This window comes from Paenibacillus jamilae (assembly GCF_050482105.1).
GTDB classification, from domain to species: Bacteria; Bacillota; Bacilli; order Paenibacillales; family Paenibacillaceae; genus Paenibacillus; species Paenibacillus jamilae_B.
Genome location: NZ_JBCNHI010000001.1, coordinates 175,595 through 193,115, shown reverse-complemented (window position 1 = coordinate 193,115; position 17,521 = coordinate 175,595). Strand labels below are relative to the sequence as shown.

Genomic DNA, 17,521 nt, shown 5'->3' with positions numbered 1-17,521 from the left:
AAACATCGGCTATAATATAGTCAGATTGTGATCAGGAGAGAGTGTGTTGAACTTGAGGCATGAAACCGTGCCTAGTCTCTGAGAGGCTGTTCAACCAAAGGAGGTTCCAATGGTAGAACAATTGGATCATGAGATTTCACTCGAAGCACAGACTGCTTCTGTCGTGCGGGAAATTGTAGAAGTGGCCGGTCTCAAAGCTGGTCGCCTGCTGGTTATTGGTGCAAGCACGAGTGAAGTGGCTGGAAGTCGGATCGGCACGGCAGGAGCGATTGATGTGGCTCAGCAAGTGTTGTCTGGAGTAGAGTCCGTCCGCAGAGAGTATGGCTTTGATGTGGCGTTTCAATGCTGTGAACACTTGAACCGAGCACTAGTCGTTGAACGGTCTTTACTGGAGCGATGGGGACTGATGGAGGTTGCGGCTGTTCCTGTTCGTACAGCAGGGGGTTCTATGGCTACCGTTGCCTATCGTTCTATGGACGATGCGTGTCTGGCGGCGAACGTACAGGCTCATGCCGGGCTAGACATCGGCGAAACGCTGATTGGCATGCATCTGCGCCCGATTGCTGTTCCGTTTCGACCAAGCCTTCGCTGGATTGGTGAAGCACGTGTGACGGCTGCGTTCACTCGTCCTCCACTTATTGGCGGACAACGGGCGGTGTACAGTCTGGAACAAGAAGCCGGCGGAAACTGCGATTAGCATTTGGCATGTCGGCATGTTTGTACTGATTTTTTTGCATTGATGATGAGGTACCCAACAGAGGAGCAGGCATTTGCTTGTATGCCCAACAATTTGACCATGGAGAGGGAGTAATCAATCATGATGGAACATCTGCGTAAAAGTGACCCGGCAGTGATGGAAGCAATGGGGCTTGAATTGAAACGGCAACGCCACAATATCGAGCTGATTGCATCTGAGAATATCGTCAGTGAAGCCGTAATGGAAGCCATGGGCTCCGTGCTTACTAATAAATATGCTGAAGGCTATCCGAGCAAACGCTATTATGGTGGCTGTGAGCATGTTGATGTCGTCGAAGATATTGCACGTGACCGCGCGAAAGAACTATTCGGCGCCGAGCATGCAAACGTGCAGCCTCACTCTGGAGCACAAGCTAACATGGCGGTATATCTGGCAGCTCTTCAACCTGGTGATACGGTGCTGGGTATGAATCTGGCGCATGGCGGCCATTTGACACACGGAAGCCCGGTTAATGCCTCTGGCTTGCTGTATAACTTTGCCGCTTACGGTGTGCGTGAAGACAACTTCCGCATCGACTACGATGAAGTTCGCAAAGCAGCTTTCAAGCACCGCCCTCGTCTGATCGTAGCTGGTGCAAGCGCATATCCACGTACTATTGATTTTGAAGCTTTTGCTTCCATTGCTAATGACGTAGGTGCATTGTTCATGGTGGATATGGCGCATATCGCAGGTCTCGTGGCAGCCGGAATTCACCCAAGTCCAGTTCCTCACGCCCAATTTGTGACAACAACGACACACAAAACGCTGCGTGGTCCGCGCGGGGGGCTGATTCTGACTCGCAAAGCATGGGCGCAAGCGATTGATAAAGCTATCTTCCCGGGTACTCAAGGTGGACCGCTGATGCACGTGATCGCATCCAAAGCGGTTGCTTTGGGTGAAGCGCTCCAGCCATCCTTCAAAACCTATGCGCAAAACGTAGTTCGCAATGCACAGGTGCTGGCTGAAACACTGCTGGCAGAGGGAATTAACATTGTATCCGGCGGTACGGATAATCATTTGATGCTGTTGGATACACGCAATTTGAATATTACAGGTAAAGAAGCGGAGCATGTATTGGATTCTGTAGGCATCACAGTCAACAAAAACGCCATTCCTTTTGACCCGACGAGTCCGTTCGTTACCAGCGGAATCCGTATTGGTACACCTGCTGCAACTTCTCGTGGTATGGATGAGGAGGCCATGGTTAAAATCGGTAAAATCATCGCGGATACTCTTAAAAATCCAAAGGATGACACTGTATTGTCCAAAGCAAGCCAAGCGGTTGGCGAGTTGACAGATAAGTTCCCGATCTACCCAGGAACGCAATACTAAAACATCGTCATTCATATTCTTTATGGTATAAGGCTTTTTCCCTTCCGTTCGTGGAGGGGAGAAAGCCTTTTTTGATTCCAGACGACTCGAAACTTACGTTTTTGGGTAATAAGCGATTACAGTAAGGATTATGCGCATTTTCCTTTATGATCTACGACAAAGGAGTGATTGCATTGAGTCAAAGAAAATCCGCGCAATTATTGCAGCAGCTCGTATTCGTGGGACCGATGGCGTTGTTTTTCGTCTTGATTATGGTCATTCCGTTCCTGCTGGGGCTGTATTATTCCATGACGAACTGGGATGGCGTATCTGAACATGTCCGATGGCTTGGGCTAGGGAATTACATTCATATTTTTAAAGATGATCCAGATTTTCGTAATGCATTCTGGTTTACGGTCCGATTTACCGTATGTGGTGTTATTCTAACGAACCTAGTGGGCTTTTTTCTGGCCTATGCACTTACAAAGCCGTTGCGTACCCGTAATGCACTGCGAACTGTGTTTTTTATGCCTAATATGATCGGTGGTTTGCTGCTTGGCTTCATCTGGCAATTTATATTTGTACGCGGCTTTTCTGCGGTGGGGGAGGCGACAGGGCTTTCCTTTTTCAAACTGCCGTGGTTGGGTGATGGACCGACTGCCTTTTGGGGAACTGTCATTGTGTTTGTTTGGCAATACGCAGGTTATCTCATGGTTATTTACATATCCTCTTTGAATAATGTTCCGCACGCCCTGATTGAATCAGCCCAAATGGACGGTGCGAGCCGAAAACAAATTTTGCGCCATATTGTGGTACCGCTTATTATGCCAGCAGTGACCGTTTGCTTGTTCTTGGCGATATCCTGGTCCTTTAAAGTATTTGAGTTAAATTTGGCATTAACAAAGGGTGGGCCATTCAAGGCGACTGAGTCTGTAGCGTTGGACATATATAATGAAGCGTTTACAAATAATCGACTTGGATTGGGGACTGCCAAGGCTATGATTTTCTTCGTGGTCGTTGCGATCATTACCAGCATTCAGGTGCGTCTCACGAAGAAAAAGGAGGTCGAAATGTAATGGAAAAAACATCAAACTATCGTTTGAGCACACGGATAGCTGAAATATTGCTTATTGTGGTCGGATTGATCTTTTTGGTTCCGTTCTATTTTTTGCTTGTGAACTCTGTTAAATCTTTTGGAGACATTTTGGCCCATTCCGCTTCGTGGCCGATAACCTTCCATTTTGAAAACTATGCTAACGCCTGGAATAAAATAAACTTTCCCACAGCACTCGGGAATTCGCTGATCGTCACGATCGCCAGCAATGCGCTTTTGCTACTTATCAGTTCGATGGCTGCCTACCAAATGGTTCGACACGACACTTTGTTTAATCGGCTCCTGTTTGGTTTGCTTGTGGCTGCGATGGTCGTTCCTTTTCAATCCATTATGTTGCCGCTTATGGAAGTGTCTAACGTATTGAGTCTGAACAACAGCATACCAGGATTGATTTTGTGCTATTTGGGTTTTGGGGCGCCTTTATCGGTTTTTCTGCTCCATGGCTTTATTAAAACGGTGCCTCTAGAGGTCGAGCAAGCGGCAAGAGTGGATGGTTCCTCTCGTTATGGAGTGTTCTTTCGCATCGTTTGTCCACTGCTGCTCCCGATGTTCGTGACCGTGCTTATTTTGAATACACTGTGGTTCTGGAATGACTATCTGTTGCCTTCACTTATTTTGAACGATCCTGAGCTGCGTACGATTCCGATTGCCACCTATATGCTATTTGGTCAATATACCAAGCAATGGGACTTGGCACTACCAGCACTGGTACTCGGAATCACGCCAATCGTTGTGTTTTTTCTGGTGATGCAAAAATACATCGTTTCTGGCATTGCAGCCGGAGCGGTAAAAGGCTGATGGGAGGGATAACGGATGAAAAGGACAGTGTTGCTTGTCATCTCCCTGATGTTGCTGCTTACAAGTATGCTCGCAGGTTGTGGTAATACGAAGGCTCAACAGAGTGGGACCAAAACGATACACATCTATCAATTCAAAGTGGAGATTTCGGAGCCGTTGAACAAGCTGAAGGCTGAATATGAAAAAACGCACCCTGGCATTAAGCTGGATATCCAATCTGTCGGCGGAGGTACGGACTACGGTGCTTCCTTGAAGGCTAAATTCGCCTCAGGCGACCAGCCAGACATTTTCACGAATGAGGGTTACCAGGACCGCGATACGTGGTTTGAGTACCTGGAGGATTTGTCAGATCAGCCATGGGTGAAGGACCTGGACGATTTCGCCCGTAAGCCGATGACGGTTAACGGTAAGATTTATGGACAGCCTATGAACCTGGAGGGATTTGGTTTTGTTTATAACAAGGATTTGTTCAAAAAAGCAGGTATCACCAAACTGCCTCGGACGTTAGATGAACTGGAGGAAGCAGCCAAGCGACTGAAAGCAGCGGGGATTATCCCTTTTGCTAACGGCTACGCAGAGTGGTGGGTTCTGGGGAATCATTTTATTAATATCCCCTTCGCCAGACAGCCGAACCCGGAAAGCTACGTTGCGGATTTAAACAAAGGGACTGCTCGCATACCTGGTAACCCCGTGTTCGATCAGTGGGTGAAGTTGCTTGACCTGAATTTAAAATATGGAAACCCTAATCCGCTCACAACGGACTACAATACACAAGTGACACTGTTTTCAACAGGCAAGGCGGCTATGATGCACCAGGGGAACTGGACGCAGCCGCAAATAGATGGAATTAACCCTAACTTGAACTTGGGTATTCTGCCTACGCCTATAGACAATGATTCCTCCACTGGAGACAAGCTGGCTGTGGGAGTGGCCTCGAACTGGGTGGTCAATAAAAATTCGCCTGTGAAGCAGGAGGCTAAGGAATTTCTCAATTGGCTGGTTACATCAGAAACCGGCAAGCATTATATTACCAAGGAATTCAAGTTCGTTCCTGCCTTCAAAAGCATTACGTCCAGTGACGAGACCACAGGCGATTTGGGCGCGGAAATATCCCGGCATGTGAAGGAAGGCAAGATATGGAGCTGGAACTTCCAGCGCTTCCCGAAAGGGCTGAATCAGGATTTAAGCAGTAGTATGCAAGCCTATATTGCGGGGGTTATTACGAAGGACGAAATGCTTCAGCAATTTCAGGGCGCGTGGGACAATCTGAAGTATAGATAAAAAATATGTTGCATGGGGAGTTAGTGGCTATACCTCAGCAGGAAACTTAAAGCTAAAAAGGCTTTGGCGGTCAAGGGCCGTCAGAGCCTTTTTGATATGATTTTATATGACAAAAGTCACAGGTAGATAGGGTCTGCCAAGTAATTTGCTTGTCATATCTTTCCCTTGACAAAAGGTTGCGGTGGCAGGTGTTAAATCAACCAAGGGAATGTTATAATAAACAGGATTTACAGGCACGCATTGCATCTGTGCTTATTTGGTTTGTACAAATAGGTTACATAGATCCTTTCGAATCAGGATGTTCGATATGCTGGTGCGGAAGAACGTGACGATAATACCGGAGGGAATATATTATGGCAAAACTGGTGGTTTGCGATCACCCTTTGATCCAACACAAACTTACATTTATCCGCGATGTGCGGACCAACACGAAAGATTTCCGCGAATTGGTTGACGAAGTAGCAACCTTGATGGCTTATGAAATTACAAGGGATATTCCGCTGGAGAGCATTACGGTACAGACTCCAGTTGCTGAAACGGAAGGTAAAGTGATTTCTGGTCGTATGTTGGGCCTAATTCCGATTTTGCGTGCAGGCTTGGGTATGCTGGATGGCGTCGTAAAGCTTTTGCCAGCAGCAAAGGTAGGGCATGTGGGGTTGTTCCGCGATCCTGAGACATTGCAACCTGTAGAATATTATACGAAGCTGCCTACGGATGTAACTGAACGTGAATTGATCGTGATTGATCCAATGCTGGCAACGGGCGGGTCGGCGATTGCAGCGATTGATGTGTTGAAAAAGAGAGGCTGTACTCAAATTAAAATGATGAATCTGATTGCCGCTCCCGAAGGAGTAAAGGCTGTGCAGGATGCGCATCCTGATGTGGATATATATGTTGCTGCACTGGACGAGCGTCTAGATGACCATGGCTACATCATTCCGGGCCTTGGAGATGCGGGAGACCGCTTGTACGGAACCAAGTAGACTACTTTTGGCAGTTTGGCACAGTCTATGGATGCTAAGACAGATCATCTATCTGAATTACGGAAGATCTGAAAGCAGACGTTTATTATGAAAAGGGGTTCAACAGGAAATGTCCAAAATCAAAGTGATGACAATTTTTGGTGTGCGTCCGGAAGCGATTAAGATGGCTCCTCTCATTTTGGAACTTCAGCGCCATCCGGAGCATATCGAGTCTGTGGTATGCGTAACAGCTCAACATCGCCAGATGCTTGATCAGGTTCTGGAGGTTTTTAATATTCATCCTGACTATGATCTGGATGTAATGAAGGATCGCCAAACACTCAATGAAATTTCAATACGTGTACTTCAAGGACTGGAGCCCGTATTGCGTGAGGCTAAGCCTGACATTGTGCTGGTTCACGGCGATACGCTAACGACTTTTCTGGCCAGCTATGCGGCCTTTATGCAGCAAATTGAAGTAGGGCATGTGGAAGCAGGCCTGCGGACATGGAACAAGCTTTCTCCATATCCTGAGGAAATGAATCGTCAGCTCACAGGCGTGCTGTCCGATTTGCATTTTTCACCTACTTCTTTATCAGCTGGGAATTTGCGGAAGGAAAATAAACCTGAATCGCGAATATATGTAACAGGCAATACAGTAACTGACGTGTTTCAATATACCGTTCGTGAGGACTACGAGCATCCGGTACTGGAGTGGGCTCAGGGCAAGCGCCTGATTCTCATGACAGCACACCGCCGGGAGTCCCAAGGGGAACCGCATCGTCAAATCTTTAATGCGGTTAAGCGGATCGCAGATGAGTTTGAGGATATTGCTATTGTGTACCCGGTTCATCCGAGCCCGGCTGTAAAGGAACCTGCATTTGAGATTTTAGGCAACCATCCGCGTATTAAGCTGATTGATCCGCTGGATGTAGTGGACCTGCACAACTTTTATCCGCATACGCATCTGATTCTTACGGATTCTGGTGGCCTTCAGGAAGAGGCGCCTTCGTTCGGAGTACCTGTCCTGGTGCTGCGTGATACGACCGAAAGACCAGAAGGAATTGAAGCGGGTACCTTGGAATTGGTGGGTACAAGTGAAGAGAATGTGTACAATCGAACCAAGGCTCTTTTGACAGATTCCGCGTTGTATGAGTCTATGAGTCAGGCAGCGAATCCTTACGGTGATGGACAGGCTTCAGTGAGAATTGTCAATGCGATTCTTCACCATTACGGTGTTCAAACAGAACGTCCTGAAGAATTTCACACAATGTTCACAAAAGGCGTTCGTTCGTAATCATTAGTCTTTATAGGGTAAGCATACAGTTAAACTGTACGGTTACCAAGGGATACAGCAATTTAAGATGCTTTGTCGACTGATTTTTGTACTTTAGGGCGCTAAAATATCTCAATTGACAAAGCATCTTATATTTAAGTAAAATGGACTGGAATTGCAGGGGTGACATGAGAAAAGTGGTCAAACCTTCCAAGCAAAACAATAACCGAAACAACACCGGAAATGCCTTTAAGGCCATAGGACTGGTGAGCGCGATCGGCATTGATTTGGCGATATGCACACTGGGTGGTTTCTATGCCGGAAAATGGCTTGACGCCAAACTTGGCGGCTCCGGAATTTGGATTGGCGTAAGCGTTCTCGCAGGCTTGGTTGTAGGCGCATTAAGTATTGCCCTTGTGATCGGAAAGGTATTGAGGGATAACCATGAATGAGATGACCCGTATGCAAAAAATGTTATGGATCGTAGCGCTTATGATTATGGCTCTGTGTTTCCTGGTCTCCGCCTTCATGCCCCAACATCGTGACATTGCTCACGGAATCATTCTGGGAACGGGAGTAAGCTGTCTTAATGTGCTGTATATGGCCTACAAAATTCGACAGGTTGCGAATGCGGCCGCCGGTGAAGGCAAGAAGAGAGTGGTAGGCATAGGCTTTGGCGTTCGAATAGGGACCTCTATTTTGGCAGTGGTGCTGGCGATAGAATTTCCGGCCTATTTCCATGAGATCGCTGTAATGGCAAGCCTGGTGACTGGACAATTTCTTCTTTTAATTATAGGCATCATATTCGCGCTACAGGAAAAATGATGGCTCAACTGAGAAAGGGGTGAGAAAACATGTTGCATGAATCACCGATTATCGAATTGGGCGGGTTTAATATTGACTTGTCCGTCATTATTATGCTTATTGTGACTTGCGCGATTGTATTTGGATTGGCATTTGCTGCAACACGCAATTTGTCTGTGGACAATCCGAGCAAGCTGCAAAATTTTATGGAATGGGTCGTAGAATTCGTTCAAGGACTGATTTCCAGCACAATGGATTTGAAGAAAGGGAAGCCATTCCTCTCTTTGGGAATGACGCTGATCATGTTCATTTTCGTGGGGAATATGCTGGGGTTACCGTTCGGGATTGTGACTGAATTCGATAATGTGCAAAGTGCCCAAGTATTTGGACATGAAATCATTCCAGTTAAAGAAGCATTAGAACAAGCACAGGCGTCTCACCCGGGCGAAGCTGCCCATGTAGGTATCAGCTGGTGGAAATCACCTACCGCTGATGCAGGGGTATCCATTGGACTGGCATTAATGATCTTTGTCCTGGTTCATTTCCTGGGGATCTTCCGTAATACCAAAGCTTACTTCAAGCATTACGTTCAGCCATTCCCGTTCTTTTTGCCAATTAACTTGATTGAGCAGTTCTCAAAACTATTGACACACGGTATGCGTCTGTTCGGTAATATTTTTGCCGGCGAAGTTTTGATTAGTGTTCTGCTGAAATTGACAGCACTTGGTGTGGGAGGTATGGTTGCTTCCGTATTGGGACTCGTAGTCTGGCAGGGATTCAGTATTTTTGTCGGCAGTATCCAAGCGTTCGTTTTCACGATTCTGACGTTTGTATATATTTCGCAGTCCATTGACACGCATGAAGAAGAGCATTAGACAAGCGCTTTTACCGGTTTTTAGTTAAGTCCAGGAGTACGCTTCGCGCTTAACTGCAAATACATGTAAAACACAAATACACATCACTAAGGAGGATTTTTAAAAATGGGAGTTTGGGCATATATCGCAGCTGCAATCGCAGTAGGTTTGGGCGCTTTGGGCGCAGGTATTGGTAACGGTCTGATCGTAAGTAAAACAGTTGAAGGTATTGCTCGTCAGCCTGAAGCTAAAGCAACATTGCAAACGGTAATGTTTATCGGTGTAGGTCTGGTCGAAGCCCTGCCAATCATCGGGGTCGTTCTGGCATTCATTTTCTACGCAGGTGCTTAATTGAATGGAAGCAAGGTTTGGCGGGGAAGGCACAGCCATCCGCGCCTTCTTTGTTCGTTTGAACATGAAAGATCCAGAACCGACGTTCACCGGAAAGGAGTGACTTCAATTGAGTTTAAATTGGACAAGTATCGTTTTCACTATCATTGCATTTTTGATCTTGTACTGGTTGCTGACGCGCTATGCATTTGGCCCTCTCTTTTCCGTTATGGAAAAGCGGCGTCAACTCGTGTTACAACAAATGAATGAGGCAGCACAAACGCGTGAACAGGCTTCTGCTTATGTCGAGGAGCAAAAGCAGGCTCTCCAGCAGGCGCGTAAGGAAGCCTACGATATTATAGAGCAGTCGAAACAAACAGGTAACAAGCAAGCGGAACAAATTATTACTCAGGCTAAAGACGAAGCTGTCCGCCTGAAAGACGAAGCTGTTCGTGAAATCACAAGCGAGCGTAACAAGGCAGTTGCCGAACTGCGCAGCGAAGTGGGTAAAGCTTCGGTACAAATTGCTTCCAAGCTGATTCAAAAGGAAATCAAGGAAGACCAAGTCCAGGGAGAGCTTGTCGACCAATACCTTAAAGAGGTAGGAGGCAAAGCATGAGCCGAGATACGGTAGTTGCCAAACGGTATGCGAAAGCTTTGTATGAAGTAGCAGAGCAGGAACAGACCATTATGGAAACCGAGCAGGAGCTACGTGCTTTTGTAGAAGCTGTATCGGGGGATGCTGAAATCCGTAAATTCATTAATTCTCCTAACATTACGGAAGCAGTCAAGCTTCAGGTTCTGGCTAGCAATTTTGAAGGCAAGTTGTCTGCATCGCTGATTAACACGATTAAGCTGTTGATTCAGCGCAGCAGAGCAGATTTGTTCGAATCTCTCCTGGCCGGATACCTCGATATTCAAGAATACAAGCTGGGTATTGCTCATGCCAAGGTGTATTCGACTTATGCTTTAAGTGATCAGGAAAAAACAGCGGTAGCCGAGGAATTCGGAACCCGTGAACATAAAACAATCCGTGTGGAAAATATAGTGGACCCGAGTCTGCTGGGCGGATTGAAAGTGGTTATCGGCGATACACTGTACGACGGCAGTCTGGCCGGCAAGCTGGATCGTCTCGAGAAATCCTTTAACAGACGAGTATAGAAGATAGGGGTGAACACACTTGAGTATCAAACCTGAGGAAATCAGTTCATTGATTAAGAGTCAGATTGAACAATATAAAAATGATATCGAGGTCGTTGAAGTCGGCACTGTTGTTGAAGTCGGCGACGGTATTGCCCGCGTCTACGGACTGGAAAAAGTTATGGCCGGTGAATTGGTCGAATTCGACACTGGCGTATTGGGCTTGGCGCTCAACGTGGAAGAAAGCAATGTCGGTGTTGTTATTTTGGGTCAATTCTCCGACATTCGTGAAGGTGGTCAAGTAAAACGTACAGGTCAGATCATGCAAGTCCCTGTAGGCGAAGCAATGATCGGACGTGTAGTTAACCCGCTGGGGCAACCTGTGGACGGTAAAGGACCGATTGCTACAACGGAATTCCGTCCGGTTGAAAGTCAGGCTCCAGGCGTTATGGCCCGTAAATCGGTACATGAGCCTATGCAGACAGGGATTAAAGCTATTGATGCGATGGTTCCGATTGGTCGTGGTCAACGTGAGTTGATTATCGGTGACCGTCAAACGGGTAAAACTTCTATCGCAATCGATGCTATTTTGAACCAAAAAGGCAACGGCATGAAATGTATTTATGTTGCTATTGGTCAAAAACAATCCACGGTTGCTCAAGTTGTTGAAACATTACGTCGTCACGGTGCGCTGGAATACACGATTGTCGTTACGGCATCTGCTTCCGAACCATCGCCATTGCTGTACATTGCTCCTTACTCTGGCTGTGCCATGGGTGAGTACTTCATGTACAAAGGCGAGCACGTCCTTGTGGTTTATGATGACTTGACTAAACAAGCGTCTGCTTACCGGGAACTTTCCCTGTTGCTGCGTCGTCCACCGGGCCGTGAGGCATATCCGGGTGACGTTTTCTATCTGCACTCTCGCTTGCTAGAACGTGCGGCGAAGCTGAACGATGAGCTCGGTGGCGGATCACTTACCGCATTGCCGTTCATTGAGACACAGGCTTCCGACGTTTCTGCTTATATTCCAACTAACGTTATTTCCATTACAGATGGACAGATCTTCCTGGAAGCTGACTTGTTCTATGCAGGGCAACGTCCAGCGATCAACGTAGGTATTTCCGTATCTCGGGTAGGTGGCTCCGCTCAGATTAAAGCGATGAAAAAGGTTGCAGGTTCCCTGCGTCTGGATCTTGCTCAATATCGTGAGCTTCAAGCGTTCTCCCAATTCGGATCTGACTTGGATAAGTCCACTAAAGCCCGTCTCGATCGCGGTGCACGCATGATGGAAATTTTGAAACAAGGTGTAAACCAACCGCTTGCTGTAGAGCAACAAGTAGTCAGCTTGTATACAGCAGTAAAAGGTTTCCTTGACGATATTCCTGTAGCGGATGTAAAACGTTTTGAAAAAGACTTCCTGTCTTTCATGGAGTCTGATCATCAGGATGTACTTCAATCTATCCGCGACACGAAAGACTTGGTTGCTGATAACGAAACAGCTTTGAAGGCGGCTATCGAGAAATTCAAAAAATCGTTCGCCACGTCGGTTTAATATATTGGAATTTGCCTGTTTATGATGAAAGATGTCCTAAGGAAGCGTACCCTCTGGGTTGTGGCTTCCTTGGCATGTTTTACCCTCAATAACAGGCCCTTTAACATATGTCCGGCTGGATTTGAATCTTACGAAGTTAGCATTGGCTTTGCCAAAGCTTGAAGGTGGTGAAATCATGGCAAAAGGTATGCGCGAGATTAAACGTCAGATTAAAAGTGTGCAGAGTACGAAGCAGATCACGAAAGCAATGGAAATGGTCGCTGCATCCAAGCTGAGAAAAGCTCAGGAGAAAGCGGAATCGGCTCGTCCTTACTCGGAGAAGCTTAAAGAAGTTGTGAGTAGCATTGCTTCTGGATCGAATAACATCAAGCATCCAATGCTAGAGACGCGTCCGGTTAAAAAGACAGCTTATCTCATCATTACATCTGATCGTGGCCTGGCCGGTGGTTATAACGCCAATATTTTGCGACAGGTTACGCAGACGATTGCTGAACGTCACCGCTCACAGGATGAATTTGTGATTTTCATCATTGGGCGAAAAGGACGGGATTATTTCAGACGTCGTGAATTCCCTATCGCTGAATCGGTAACAGATCTGTCAGATACACCTGCATTTGCAGATATCAAAACGATTGCTAGCAAGGCAGTACAAGGATTTGAACTTAAAGAATTTGATGAGCTTTATCTATGCTATAACCGCTTTGTCAACGCATTGACTCAAATTCCAACAGTTGATCGTTTGTTACCGATGGCAACACCAGATTCAGCTACAACTTCATCCTCATCCTCATCCTCAATTAACTATGAGTATGAACCTTCACCAGAAGGGGTTCTTGAAGTATTGCTGCCGCGTTACGCGGAGACGCTCATCTACGGCGCTTTGCTGGATGGTAAAGCAAGTGAGCTGGGAGCGAAAATGACAGCAATGGGATCTGCTACGAAGAATGCTACCAAGTTGATTGGAGAGCTTTCCTTGACCTATAACCGTGCTCGTCAAGCGGCTATTACCCAGGAAATTACGGAAATTGTCGCAGGGGCTAACGCTCAGTCTTAATGCGGCTTCTTACGACTGTTTTATAACAGGGTCTACACTATTATGATAAATTGCGGGCGCAAAACAAATCAGAATGGTTCGGATTTGCGGCTGTGCAAGCTTGTAGGAGGGAAACCAAAAGATGAACAAAGGACGCGTAGTGAGCATCATGGGTCCGGTTGTCGACGTTGAGTTTGAACGTGGACAGCTTCCGGAAATTCTGAATGCCATTCATATTGGGACTGTGCTGGAGAGCGGAGTCAAAATTGATCTGACGCTCGAAGCTTCAAAACATCTAGGTGACAACCGTGTGCGTTGTATTGCCATGTCTTCCACAGATGGTTTGGTTCGTGGAGCTGAAGCAATAGATCTGGGAGCGCCTATCTCGGTACCTGTTGGCGAAGCTACTCTTGGACGTGTATTTAACGTGCTTGGAACGCCAATTGATAATGGTGCTGATATGAGTGAAACGGCTAGAAATCCGATTCACCGTCAAGCACCTTCTTTCGAAGAACTGACAACTCAAGCAGAGATGCTTGAAACTGGTATTAAGGTTATCGACTTGCTGGCTCCTTATGCGAAAGGTGGTAAAGTCGGATTGTTTGGTGGTGCGGGTGTAGGTAAAACCGTAACCATTCAAGAATTGATTAACAATATCGCTCAGGAGCATGGTGGTATTTCTGTATTTGCGGGTGTAGGTGAACGTACACGTGAAGGAAATGACTTGTACCATGAAATGAGAGATTCCGGCGTTATCAACAAAACAGCGATGGTGTTTGGACAAATGAACGAGCCTCCGGGTGCGCGTTTGCGTGTTGCCCTCACAGGTCTGACGATGGCTGAGTATTTCCGTGACCAAGAAGGCCGTGATGTGTTGCTCTTTATCGATAACATTTTCCGCTTTACCCAAGCAGGTTCTGAGGTTTCTGCCCTGTTGGGACGTATGCCTTCCGCGGTAGGTTACCAGCCTACGCTGGCAACTGAGATGGGTCAATTGCAAGAACGGATTACTTCTACTAAAAAAGGTTCGGTTACTTCCATTCAGGCAATCTACGTGCCTGCGGATGACTACACTGACCCGGCTCCTGCTACGACGTTTGCCCATTTGGATGCTACAACGAACCTGGAACGTAAAATTTCCGAAATGGGTATTTACCCAGCGGTTGATCCACTCGCATCCAGCTCCCGTATTTTGTCTCCAGACGTTGTGGGTGAAGAGCATTACAATGTAGCACAAGGGGTAAAACAAATTTTGGCTCGCTACAATGAGCTTCAGGATATCATTGCAATCCTGGGTATGGACGAATTGAGTGAAGAGGATAAAATGTTGGTAGCACGTGCCCGTAAAATCCAACGTTTCCTTTCACAGCCTTTCCACGTTGCTGAAGCATTTAACGGCTTCCCAGGTAAATATGTGCCGGTTAAAGAAACTGTACGAAGCTTCAAAGAAATTTTGGAAGGTAAGTATGACCACCTTCCAGAAGCGGCCTTCCTTTTTGTAGGAGCCATCGAAGAAGCAGTGGAAAAAGCTAAAACGTTGTAACATACGGCAGATAATAGCCGAGCCTTACGAAGTGAGCTGTCTGCAGACAGCTTCCAGGAGGGATTCAAGTGAGCACCTATTTACTAGAGATTGTGACGCCGGAGCGCCTGGTCTATGCGGAACAGGTAAACAGCATCAGTGTTCGCGGCTCGGAAGGCGATCTTGGGATTTTACCAGGACACCTTCCCTTGGTCACTCCCTTGAAGATTGCACCGGTACGTATTAAAATCGGTGGTCAAACCGAGGTGATTGCGGTCAATGGGGGCTTTGTCGAAGTCCGCAAAGATAAAGTAGTCATTTTGGCTGAGAGTGCGGAGCGTTCCGAGGATATTGATGTGGAGCGTGCCCGTGCGGCAAGGGAGCGGGCAGAACTGCGGCTCCAGAGCAAGCAAGAACAGATAGACCATCATCGGGCTGAAATCGCTCTGCAACGGGCGCTTAACCGATTGAATGCTACAAGTATCAGAACCAATAGGAATTAATATTGGATTTTGAGTGGAATTTTAAAAGGGTTCGGCATAGTATACGGATGGAATGACAAAGAGACCACTTCATAACTTCTGCCCAAGAATGCCTGCAGAGGTTGAGTGATATCTTTGCTTCCTTCGATCACTGTGATCGGGCCCTTTTTTAGCTATTTTCCCCAAATGTACAGTCCTATTTCTTGTTTGATAGCTAGGTATTTAGTACCTTTTAAATTCGCGAAACAGAAGTGATTGTTCACATTTTGTCGAAATATTTGTACTGGAAACAGAAATAGCACTGGCATATTAGGCGCTTGCCGAGTATTATAAAGAAGTCTGTGACGCAGATGGGAGGAATTACGGATGAACGGGAAGCAGCAGTTGGCTGAACAGTTAAGTCAATCGGCGAGTATGACCGCGCTGATCTCCATGATCGTATCGCTCATCTGTATAGCGTTAGCTTGGTGGGCTTTACAAAGCTTAAAGCTGGATTTGTTAATTCGGCAACCCAAAGGACCGCAGGGCAGATTGCTGCATTTGTTTCTTGCCATTATTTTGGGGCAGTTGGTTTCTGGGTTCTTGTTGAACTATATCTCTTGGAGCCAGATGCTCTAGAATTTGTTTTAACATGTAGTAGGCTGGTTATATGAGTTTATGGCTGTGTATGTGCAGGAATTGTCGAATAACATCGTGCCATATTGTTAACAATGGTTAACAAAAGAACCATGCATGTATAGTTAGCTGAACCAGTTAGAACGCAATGGTCGTCAAGTACAAAAAACGCTTGTATACTTGTTTTAATTAGTGGTATGATGGCAGTTAGGGTATCAGTAAATTCTTGTTTTTTTATGTAATGAAAAAGCAAGGCATGAAAATAGCGGAATATGTTCTTTTTTTCAAAAATGGAAAAGAGAAATGACGCGCGGAGGGAACCATAGATGAGCAAATTTATCGTCCGCGGTGGCAACAGATTGACCGGGAGTGTCAAAGTCAGCGGAGCCAAAAACTCAGTTCTGCCGATCATCGCCGCTTCTCTGTTAGGAGAAGAAGGAGAAAGTGTTATTATGGATGCACCTCCTCTAGACGATGTGATGACCATTAATAAAGTGCTGGAGTCCTTAGGAGCAGGCGTTACATACCAAGACGAGGTCATTCGTGTTGACGCGCGGAAGATAATTTCCTGTGAAGCCCCTTATGAGTGGGTTAGGAAAATGCGCGCATCATTTTTGGTTATGGGGCCATTGCTTACACGTTTGGGACGAACAAGAATCTCGCTTCCAGGCGGATGCGCAATTGGAACAAGACCTATTGATCAGCATTTGAAGGGGTTTGAAGCGTTAGGTGCCGAGATCAGCTTGGGCCAGGGTTTTATTGAAGCGAAAAGTAACGGTCGTTTGCGCGGAGCTAAAGTTTATTTGGATGTAGCTAGCGTAGGAGCAACCGAGAATATTATGATGGCCGCTACTCTTGCTGAGGGCGTTACTACCATTGAGAATGCTGCTAAGGAGCCTGAGATCGTTGATCTCGCTAACTTCCTGAATGGCATGGGGGCCAAAGTACGCGGTGCAGGCACAGGCGTCATTCGTATAGAGGGCGTTGAGAAGTTGCATGGTGTAAAACATACGGTCATTCCCGACCGGGTAGAAGCAGGTACTTATATGGTTGCTGCTGCGATCACAGGCGGGAACGTATATGTAGAAGGCGCAATATCTGATCATTTGGGTCCGGTTATATCCAAGATGGAAGAAATGGGTGTAACGATTCAACCCGATGAAAATGGTATTCGTGTCATTGCGGATAAGCCATTGAAGGCTGTTGATGTTAAAACGCTGCCTTACCCTGGGTTTCCAACCGATATGCAGTCTCAGATGATGGCACTTCAGCTTGCCGCTGAAGGAACGAGCATCATTACAGAGACCGTGTTTGAAAATCGTTTCATGCATGTGGATGAATTCCATCTCATGAATGCGGAAATTAAGGTTGAAGGTCGTTCTGCGATTGTAACTGGCAATGCTAAGCTGACGGGGGCGAAAGTAACCTCGACTGATTTGCGTGCAGGTGCTGCGTTAATTCTGACCGGGCTTATTGCGGAAGGTACAACGGAGGTATCTGGCGTTCATCACATCGATCGTGGTTACGTTCATTTGGCTGAAAAACTGACTGGATTGGGAGCGGACATTTACAGAGTGACTGTTGATGAATCCAAACTGGATCATTCGGCCAGTACAGAGCGCGTTATGCCAGAAGAAACGTCGGGGAATCTGTTCAAAAAAATTCAGCCTTCTCTAGCCTAAGCTTTAGCACATGGGTATAGATAAAC

At 46.5% G+C, this 17,521-nt stretch carries 19 protein-coding genes; all 19 read left to right on the top strand.

Annotation, left to right across the window (positions count from 1 at the left end; translation table 11 throughout):
* Window positions 1-109: 109 nt before the first annotated feature.
* The 19 genes from ABEW32_RS00730 to murA all read left to right on the top strand — a co-directional run bounded on the left by ABEW32_RS00730 (window position 110) and on the right by murA (window position 17,495).
* A complete protein-coding gene (locus tag ABEW32_RS00730; RefSeq protein ID WP_430183754.1) occupies window positions 110-697 on the top strand; it encodes a TIGR01440 family protein in 588 nt (195 codons plus the stop codon).
* Window positions 698-817: 120 nt separating this feature from the next.
* Window positions 818-2,068, top strand: a complete 1,251-nt coding sequence (locus tag ABEW32_RS00725; protein ID WP_430183752.1) for a serine hydroxymethyltransferase — start codon at window positions 818-820, stop codon at window positions 2,066-2,068.
* A 173-nt stretch (window positions 2,069-2,241) separates the two neighbouring features.
* Entirely contained in the window at window positions 2,242-3,123 is an 882-nt protein-coding gene (locus tag ABEW32_RS00720) for a carbohydrate ABC transporter permease (RefSeq protein WP_430183750.1), read from the top strand.
* Window positions 3,123-3,959 carry a carbohydrate ABC transporter permease gene (locus ABEW32_RS00715; RefSeq protein ID WP_430183748.1) on the top strand — a complete coding sequence of 279 codons (837 nt, stop codon included), beginning with the start codon at window positions 3,123-3,125 and terminating at the stop codon, window positions 3,957-3,959. The genes ABEW32_RS00720 and ABEW32_RS00715 overlap by 1 nt, the downstream gene beginning before the upstream one ends.
* 15 nt (window positions 3,960-3,974) lie before the next feature.
* A complete protein-coding gene (locus tag ABEW32_RS00710) occupies window positions 3,975-5,240 on the top strand; it encodes an ABC transporter substrate-binding protein (RefSeq protein WP_430183746.1) in 1,266 nt (421 codons plus the stop codon).
* Window positions 5,241-5,593: 353 nt separating this feature from the next.
* Complete coding sequence (gene upp / locus ABEW32_RS00705) at window positions 5,594-6,223, top strand: uracil phosphoribosyltransferase (RefSeq protein WP_013312332.1); 630 nt, start codon at window positions 5,594-5,596, stop codon at window positions 6,221-6,223.
* 109 nt (window positions 6,224-6,332) lie between these two features.
* Complete coding sequence (wecB, locus tag ABEW32_RS00700; protein ID WP_430183744.1) at window positions 6,333-7,499, top strand: non-hydrolyzing UDP-N-acetylglucosamine 2-epimerase; 1,167 nt, start codon at window positions 6,333-6,335, stop codon at window positions 7,497-7,499.
* Between the two features lie 167 nt (window positions 7,500-7,666).
* Window positions 7,667-7,930, top strand: coding sequence for an AtpZ/AtpI family protein (locus ABEW32_RS00695; RefSeq protein WP_430183742.1), 264 nt, complete (start codon window positions 7,667-7,669; stop codon window positions 7,928-7,930).
* Window positions 7,923-8,303, top strand: coding sequence for an ATP synthase subunit I (locus ABEW32_RS00690; protein WP_430183740.1), 381 nt, complete (start codon window positions 7,923-7,925; stop codon window positions 8,301-8,303). The genes ABEW32_RS00695 and ABEW32_RS00690 overlap by 8 nt, the downstream gene beginning before the upstream one ends.
* A gap of 29 nt (window positions 8,304-8,332) precedes the next feature.
* Entirely contained in the window at window positions 8,333-9,157 is an 825-nt protein-coding gene (atpB, locus tag ABEW32_RS00685; RefSeq protein WP_430183738.1) for a F0F1 ATP synthase subunit A, read from the top strand.
* A 105-nt stretch (window positions 9,158-9,262) separates the two neighbouring features.
* A complete protein-coding gene (gene atpE, locus ABEW32_RS00680) occupies window positions 9,263-9,487 on the top strand; it encodes a F0F1 ATP synthase subunit C (RefSeq protein WP_007432750.1) in 225 nt (74 codons plus the stop codon).
* 109 nt (window positions 9,488-9,596) lie between these two features.
* Window positions 9,597-10,085 carry a F0F1 ATP synthase subunit B gene (gene atpF, locus ABEW32_RS00675; RefSeq protein ID WP_430183736.1) on the top strand — a complete coding sequence of 163 codons (489 nt, stop codon included), beginning with the start codon at window positions 9,597-9,599 and terminating at the stop codon, window positions 10,083-10,085.
* Window positions 10,082-10,627, top strand: a complete 546-nt coding sequence (locus tag ABEW32_RS00670; RefSeq protein WP_016822885.1) for a F0F1 ATP synthase subunit delta — start codon at window positions 10,082-10,084, stop codon at window positions 10,625-10,627. The genes atpF and ABEW32_RS00670 overlap by 4 nt, the downstream gene beginning before the upstream one ends.
* A 19-nt stretch (window positions 10,628-10,646) precedes the next feature.
* Window positions 10,647-12,161: a F0F1 ATP synthase subunit alpha gene (atpA, locus tag ABEW32_RS00665; RefSeq protein ID WP_430183734.1), complete on the top strand. Its 1,515-nt coding sequence runs from the start codon at window positions 10,647-10,649 to the stop codon at window positions 12,159-12,161.
* Between the two features lie 175 nt (window positions 12,162-12,336).
* A complete protein-coding gene (atpG, locus tag ABEW32_RS00660) occupies window positions 12,337-13,215 on the top strand; it encodes an ATP synthase F1 subunit gamma (protein WP_430183732.1) in 879 nt (292 codons plus the stop codon).
* Window positions 13,216-13,336: 121 nt separating this feature from the next.
* A complete protein-coding gene (gene atpD / locus ABEW32_RS00655) occupies window positions 13,337-14,737 on the top strand; it encodes a F0F1 ATP synthase subunit beta (protein WP_430183730.1) in 1,401 nt (466 codons plus the stop codon).
* A 68-nt stretch (window positions 14,738-14,805) separates the two neighbouring features.
* Window positions 14,806-15,219, top strand: a complete 414-nt coding sequence (locus ABEW32_RS00650) for a F0F1 ATP synthase subunit epsilon (protein ID WP_430183728.1) — start codon at window positions 14,806-14,808, stop codon at window positions 15,217-15,219.
* Between the two features lie 345 nt (window positions 15,220-15,564).
* Window positions 15,565-15,816: a DUF1146 family protein gene (locus tag ABEW32_RS00645; RefSeq protein ID WP_149034532.1), complete on the top strand. Its 252-nt coding sequence runs from the start codon at window positions 15,565-15,567 to the stop codon at window positions 15,814-15,816.
* Between the two features lie 323 nt (window positions 15,817-16,139).
* Window positions 16,140-17,495, top strand: coding sequence for a UDP-N-acetylglucosamine 1-carboxyvinyltransferase (gene murA / locus ABEW32_RS00640; protein ID WP_430183726.1), 1,356 nt, complete (start codon window positions 16,140-16,142; stop codon window positions 17,493-17,495).
* The last annotated feature ends 26 nt before the right edge of the window (window positions 17,496-17,521 follow it).

What these genes read in the sequence shown, in the direction of transcription:
- ABEW32_RS00725 (WP_430183752.1), top strand. Translation starts at nt 818, where the DNA reads ATGATGGAACATCTGCGTAAAAGTGACCCGGCAGTGATGGAAGCAATG.
- ABEW32_RS00645 (WP_149034532.1), top strand. Translation starts at nt 15,565, where the DNA reads ATGAACGGGAAGCAGCAGTTGGCTGAACAGTTAAGTCAATCGGCGAGT.
- ABEW32_RS00690 (WP_430183740.1), top strand. Translation starts at nt 7,923, where the DNA reads ATGAATGAGATGACCCGTATGCAAAAAATGTTATGGATCGTAGCGCTT.
- upp (WP_013312332.1), top strand. Translation starts at nt 5,594, where the DNA reads ATGGCAAAACTGGTGGTTTGCGATCACCCTTTGATCCAACACAAACTT.
- atpD (WP_430183730.1), top strand. Translation starts at nt 13,337, where the DNA reads ATGAACAAAGGACGCGTAGTGAGCATCATGGGTCCGGTTGTCGACGTT.
- atpG (WP_430183732.1), top strand. Translation starts at nt 12,337, where the DNA reads ATGGCAAAAGGTATGCGCGAGATTAAACGTCAGATTAAAAGTGTGCAG.
- ABEW32_RS00670 (WP_016822885.1), top strand. Translation starts at nt 10,082, where the DNA reads ATGAGCCGAGATACGGTAGTTGCCAAACGGTATGCGAAAGCTTTGTAT.
- ABEW32_RS00730 (WP_430183754.1), top strand. Translation starts at nt 110, where the DNA reads ATGGTAGAACAATTGGATCATGAGATTTCACTCGAAGCACAGACTGCT.
- ABEW32_RS00695 (WP_430183742.1), top strand. Translation starts at nt 7,667, where the DNA reads ATGAGAAAAGTGGTCAAACCTTCCAAGCAAAACAATAACCGAAACAAC.
- atpE (WP_007432750.1), top strand. Translation starts at nt 9,263, where the DNA reads ATGGGAGTTTGGGCATATATCGCAGCTGCAATCGCAGTAGGTTTGGGC.
- atpB (WP_430183738.1), top strand. Translation starts at nt 8,333, where the DNA reads ATGTTGCATGAATCACCGATTATCGAATTGGGCGGGTTTAATATTGAC.
- ABEW32_RS00710 (WP_430183746.1), top strand. Translation starts at nt 3,975, where the DNA reads ATGAAAAGGACAGTGTTGCTTGTCATCTCCCTGATGTTGCTGCTTACA.
- murA (WP_430183726.1), top strand. Translation starts at nt 16,140, where the DNA reads ATGAGCAAATTTATCGTCCGCGGTGGCAACAGATTGACCGGGAGTGTC.
- wecB (WP_430183744.1), top strand. Translation starts at nt 6,333, where the DNA reads ATGTCCAAAATCAAAGTGATGACAATTTTTGGTGTGCGTCCGGAAGCG.
- ABEW32_RS00715 (WP_430183748.1), top strand. Translation starts at nt 3,123, where the DNA reads ATGGAAAAAACATCAAACTATCGTTTGAGCACACGGATAGCTGAAATA.